This window comes from Frankia tisae (assembly GCF_025403405.1).
GTDB lineage: Bacteria > Actinomycetota > Actinomycetes > Frankiales > Frankiaceae > Frankia > Frankia tisai.
In genome coordinates, this window is record NZ_JANEZT010000034.1 from 23,849 (window position 1) to 30,035 (window position 6,187).

Annotated in this window: 3 protein-coding genes; all 3 read right to left on the reverse strand. The window is 69.1% G+C overall.

Annotated elements, in window-relative coordinates; all coding sequences use genetic code 11:
• Positions 1 to 133: 133 nt before the first annotated feature.
• Positions 134 to 1,582, reverse strand: coding sequence for an NAD(P)/FAD-dependent oxidoreductase (locus NBZ85_RS05655; protein ID WP_438803061.1), 1,449 nt, complete (start codon positions 1,580 to 1,582; stop codon positions 134 to 136).
• Positions 1,583 to 1,819: 237 nt separating this feature from the next.
• Entirely contained in the window at positions 1,820 to 5,323 is a 3,504-nt protein-coding gene (locus tag NBZ85_RS05660; protein WP_261561582.1) for a tetratricopeptide repeat protein, read from the reverse strand.
• Between the two features lie 53 nt (positions 5,324 to 5,376).
• Positions 5,377 to 6,187 (reverse strand): IS4 family transposase (locus tag NBZ85_RS05665; RefSeq protein WP_261561583.1); only part of this gene is annotated, 811 nt, incomplete at its 5' end.

Sequence of the window (6,187 nt, forward strand, 5' to 3'; positions counted from 1 at the left end):
CCTGCGCCGCCGGCCTCCGCGGACTCCGTGCCGCCCGAACGGGGGGCCACCTCTGGCAACGCGAACCGACGCACGGCAGGGTTGCGGCCGTCGGCGGCGGAACCGCCCCATCTGGCCGGCCGGCCGGCCCGGCTCACCGCCCCCCGCCGCCGCCCGGCAGCTGCGACACGGCGCCGGCGTAGATGCCGGTCTGCTCGGTGGCGTCGATCGTGGGTTGCCGCCCGTTGTCGAAACCGAGCTGCACGATCTGGTGCGGGATGACCAGGTCCAGTGCCCAGTCCGTGAGCACCCTGGCCCGATTGGACCCGTTGTTCAGTGCGTACGCGTGGTACGCCCGGGTGACCACGACCGCCGGCAGGCCATGCAGGGTCAGCCCGAACGGGTTGGCCACAGCGTCCCGCCCACCCAGGTCGACGACGAACCCGAGGTCCCGGTGCCGGTACGGCCGGGCAGTGCCGTGACCGAGGGACGCGGCCACGTTGCGGGCGGCGGCCACGGCCTGGCGCACCGCATGCTGGGCGGTCTGGCCGGCGGGGGCGCCTGCACGGGTCACGTCGGGCACAGCCGCGGCGTCCCCCAGTGCGAACAGGCCCTCCACCTCGGGGACGCGGAAGCAGTCGTCGACGACGAGGCGCCCGTGCGTGGTGGGCAGGCCGAGGTTCGTCATGAGCGGACTGGGCGACACCCCCGCGCACCAGACCACCGTGTGGGTGTCGATCGTCTCGTGCTGGTCGGCGTGCTCCCCCTGGCCCAACCGGACGGTGCGCTCGGTGATCTCGTTCACCGACGTCCGCAGCCGCAGCTCGACGCCGCGGGCGGTGAGCACTTCGGCGGCCCGGTGGCCGAGGGACGGCGCGAGTTCGTGCAGCAGGCTCGGCGCGTGGTCGACGAGCACCCAGCGGACACCCTCGGCGTGCACCCGCGGGTAGTTCGCCACCGCGCGCCGGCTGAAGCGGGTCATCTGCGCGGCGAGCTCCGTACCCGTGTAGCCGCCACCGACGATCACGAAGGTGCACAGGGCGCGCCGGCCGGCGTCGTCCGCGGTGGCGTCCGCCCGCTCGAACTGCCGCAGCACGTGGTCACGCAGGTGGACGGCCTCGGCGAGGTTCTTCAGGCCGATCGCGTGCTCGCGCACGCCCGGGATGTCGAAGGTCCGCGTGACGGAGCCGGGGGCCAGCACGAGCCGATCCCAGCCCAGCTCGTCGACTGTGCCGTCATTGCCGCGGACGGTCACCGTGCGGGCCTGGGTGTCCACCGCCACCGCACGACCGAGGCGCAGCACGGTGCGGCGCAGCGCCCCCCGGGTGGCCACCGCCAGGTGCCGCGGCTCCACCGAACTCGCGCAGACCTGCGGCATCAGGGAGGTGTAGAGCAGGTGATCCACCGGGGAGACGACGGTGAGCTCCGCCGCCGACGCCGGCAGCAGGCTCTCCAGCCGCCGCAGCAACCGCAGCCCGGCGAACCCGCTGCCCACCACGACCACGCGGGACGCACCCCCCGCCGCGACGGACCCGGCGGCCCTGGACACCGGAGTCGGACGATCGGTCGCCCGGCCGGCGCGCAGGAATCGACGCAGGGGCACCGGCAACGACGTTGATCCGGGCACGTTCCACCTCCGGAGGGCCGTACATGGCAAGATCGGACCAGGCGACGGATCCACGGCAGCGCTGAAGAACACGCACCGTCTCCGCCTCCTCCGACGTGCCCGGGGATCCAGGCGAGCAATCGCCTGGTACGTCTCTTGGTATCCGCCACCCCTGCACTTTTTTGATCATGGCGCGGAATGCTGTCAACGGCGTTGATTATTGTTATTGGATCGTCAGGTGTCGTCCGTGCCGGATGTGATCAGGGCGAGCACGGGAGTGACCTCGTCTGCGGACAGATTTCGGGCGAGCAGCGTCCGGAAGGTGTCATCCCCGAGCTGCTGTCGCAGCCGGGCCAGCCAGAACACATCGTCAGAAACCTCCGGCGCGCCGATCTCCACGTGGATGTTCAGGGCCTGAAGATGGTGGTACACCGCGTCAGCGATCCTCCCCTTCTCGGCAGCGAGGATTCCCAGCTGTGCGGTCGTGACCGCGATGCCGGCGCGGTCCCCGATCTCCACGAAGATGGCGTTGGCTCGACGGCAGCGGTCTTCTGCGGACGAGTGATCTCCCTGCACGTGGTCCAGCAGTCCGAGTTGATGCACGCTGTTGGCGGCGCCGACGCGATCCCCGATCCTCCTGGTGATTGCGAGGGATCGATGGTAAAGGTCTTCCGCGTCCGCATACTCTCCCCGCGCCTGAGCGATCATGCCGAGTTGGTGGAGGCTGCCGGCAATGCCGGCCTCGTCCCCAAGCTCCTCGTCGATGGCGAGGGACTGTCGGTAGAGCTCTTCCGCGGCCAAGTATTCGCCTCGCAGTTCGGCGACCATGCCGAGTTGATGGAGGCAGGCGGATACGGCAGGGCGGTCCCGGAACCCCGCATGAATGGCGAGGGCTTCCCGATAGAAACCTTCCGCGGCCGAGTAATCCTCCTCATGCTCGACGATCAAACCGAGCTGATGAAGGCTGGCAGCGATGCCGAAACGGTCCCCGAGCTTCTCGAATATATCGTGAGCTTGCCGGCAGCATTGTTTCGCTACCGGGTAGTAGCCCTGAAGTTCAGCGAGTATGCCCAGGTGGAGGGAAGTGCGCGCGACGCCGGCGCGGTCCCCGAGGTCATCGGCGATCTCACGGGCCCGTTGGTAGTAGTCCTCGGCGACCGGGTAATATCCCCTGAGTTCGGCGATTCTGCCGAGCCGATGAAGACTGTTGGCTATACCAGAAAGATCCCCCAGATCCTCACCGATAGCGAGGGACTGCAGGTACAGCGCTTCAGCAGCCGTATATTTTCCCTGGTCTTGGGCGACGATTCCGAGCTGGTGTGTGCTCCTGGCGATGCCGGGGCGATCTCCGAGTTCCACAAAGATCACACAGGCCCGCTGGTAGTAGTCCTCCGCAGCCGGGTAAGCTCCACGAGCCTGCGCCATGTTGCCGAGTTCGCCGTAGTTGCTGGCGACGCCAGCGCGATCTCCGAGTTCCAAAAAGATCACACAGGCCCGCTGGTAGTAGTCCTCCGCAGCCGAGTAGTCCTCTCGCATCCGGGCGACGATACCGAGTTGGTGCAGGTTGGTGGCGATGCCGAGACGGTCCCCGACCCTCTCGAAGAGGGCAAGGGATTGGTTGCAGCTATCTTCCGCCTCAGTGAGATTCCCCCGATGCCAAGCGAGGACGCCGAGCTGCTGATGGAACGCAGCGGTGAGCTGGCCGGTGCGAGGAAGACGATCTAGGGTATGCCGGCAGACATCTTCCTCTCGGTCCCATTCGCCCAAGGTATGAAGCTGATCGCAGGCTTTGTAGGTGGTCGCTTTCAGGTGGTCGATGTCACCGGCTTCGAGATGGTGATGGCCGGCCTCGAGGAGCTGAGTAACGCTGGCGCTCCGATCCTGGCACCACTGCCAGTAGGCGGCTGCGGCCCGGTGGGCGGCGGTGCGGTCTTCGTCTTCGGCCCGACGAAGGATCGCGGTGGCGATCCAGCGATACACGATGAACCTAGCCGTGTCGTCGCTGCCGCCGCTGCCGGCGGGAGCAAGCAGGCCGAGATCGAGAACGACTCTCCAGGCCGGCTCAAAGCCGTCGGGGCTGGCCAGCGGTCGCCGGGGCTGTCCAGTGTTCTGGGCATCGAGGCCGGAATCCGCGGAGTGGTCGAGAGGCTCGGAAATCTGCCAGACCAGACCATCGGCGTCAACCCTCCGGCGGTAGACAGCGGCGCCGGTGATGAGGCGGCGGGCGTGGGGGACGGTGTCGAGGCGGGCAAGGAGGTCGTCGAGGAAGACGTCGTCGCCGACGAGCATGACCGTCTCGGCAAGCGCCCGGTTCAGGTCGACGTGGATTTCGGCACGCCAGGCGGCGGGGTCACTGATCCCCCGGGCGCGCAGGGCGGCCTCGACCTTGCCGGTGACGTCACCAAACCGGCCGGGGCCGCCGGCGAGGATGGCGTCGAGGTACTCCAGGGCACGAGGGTGGCCGCCCACGTCGGCAATGACCCGGATCTTCTCGGCGTGCTCGAGCCTATCGAGGGCGGGTAGGCGCCAGAGAAGCTTGCGAGTTTCGGCGGAGGACAACGGGCCGAGGTGAAGGTGGGTTAGCCGCTGGCCGGTGTCACGATCGACAGGCAGCGGGAACCTGCTGGTGATCAACAGCCGTGCCCGCCCGGGCAGCGCCGTCCACGCAGCAACGAATGCTCCGACCTGCTCGTCGGCGAACGCACGTTCGGTGCCGGCGCCGGTTGGGGTGAGAAGGCTCTCGGCGTGGTCGAGGAACAGGGTCACCGGTAGGACGGGGAGGAGATGCTCGGCCAGCAGTCCGAGCCCGTCGACCCAGGCGACCCGACCGGAGCTCAGCCGTTCGGCCAGGCCGCGGATGGTGTCGTCAGCCTCGTGATCGGAGCACCATGACACCAGCCGGCCGGCGACCGCGGCAAGGATCTCGTTGACGCCGACCCGGCCGGTCAGCGAGACGAGCAGACCGGCCTTCTCGCCGAGGGTGGCGAGGAACTCGGTGGCGAGGGCGGACTTGCCGACTCCGCCCAGCCCGTGAATCACCACACCCGCCAGGTCGGCACTCAGGTGGTTGGCCAGGCTGCGCAGTTCGCCGCGGCGGCCGACGAAGTCCCCGACCCGACGGACGACGATCCCCTCGGCCAGCACCGGCATCACTGGCTCGGTGATGGTGTCGTCCGGGCCGCCCGGATCATAGAGGCGGGTCGACGGTCCGTTGAGGAACAGCGCCGGTACGGCCCATTCCGCGGGCGGCCGCGCGGAGGAGGACAGCCCCTTCTGGGCATCGGCTCTGGCAACTCGGGAGGCTTCGGCGGCCCGGCGAGCGTCGGAGAAGGCAGCAAGTGGTTCGGGGTAGTGCCGGTTGACGAGTTCTCCGTAGAACCGCGAGGTCAGATCGGCGGCATAGTCGTCGGTAACCGAGCTGGTCATCGCCAACACCGCCGGCACACCCCTGGCAAGCAGCCCCTGGGCCAACCCCGGTAGCGGTTCATCACCACTCCCAGCCGCGCCGTGGGAGCCGCTACCGCTGTGGCCAGAATCCCCCTCGATCGGGGCTTGGGCGCAATGGACATGCTTTAAGGGATTGCTTGGAGATTTGTGTTCAGGGTGACCGTCTGGGGTGGAGGCAGTGGAGCTCGAGGCGGTGTTCGACTGGGCTGGTGCCTGGGTCGCCGGGTTGGCGGGTGGGGTAGGCGCCGGGTCTCTTGCTCGTGCGGGGTGTGGTGCGTGGGGGCCGGTCACGGATGGTGAAGGCTGGTTCGACGAGTTTGAGTAGGAAGGTGAGAAGTGCCTGATCAGGGGGGAAAGGCCGCGCCGATCGAGTCGGTCGCGGCGGTCAGGGTGTGCCGGAAACTGATCGTTGAGGGGGGTAGGCCGGTGGCGTCGGCGGCGGTGCCCATGAGCCGGTGCAACGCCTGGTAGACGGCGAAAAGGGCCCACATCTCCTGGGCGACGCCCTCAGGGTCGCGGCTGCGTAGGACCGCCTGGCCCTCGCCGAGGTCGGTCTTGTGGTGGCCGATCACGGTCTCCACGCCCCACCGGTCGCGGTAGGCGCAGGCCAGGTCCAACGCCGGCCACTCCTCGACGTCGAGGAGGTCGGTGACCAGGCAGAACAGCTCCGAGCTGGCCGTGCCACCGGGGCCGGTGGTGTGCACGGTGTACTCGATCACCCGGACGGTCAGCGCCGGGCCGTCGGTCTTACGGGCCGGGTTCAGCCGGGCCAGGTAGGTCCCGTCCGCCAGCACCTCCACCGGCTTCAGCGCGAACGACGCCTTCGCCCGCCACAGCAGGTGCGCGCCGGCCGCGAGCACGTCGCGGGCCAGCGCGTGCGACAGGAAGTTGCGATCGGCCAGTACCAGCATCCCCGGCCCGAGCGCAGCCAGCAGGTCCCGGACCAGCACCTGCTCGCCCGCCGTGTACGGGCCGAACGCCGCTCCCAGCAGCGCCCCGGTCCCCGACTCGGCCGCCGCCACCCAGCGGACCTGCGGGAACGGCCCCGGCCCGCCGCCGTTCGACGGCCCACCGAACACCGCCCGGTTGCCCGCCGTGTCCGGCACGTCCGACGTCGTCCCGTCCACCGCCACCAGCCGCAGCCCACCCAGCCAC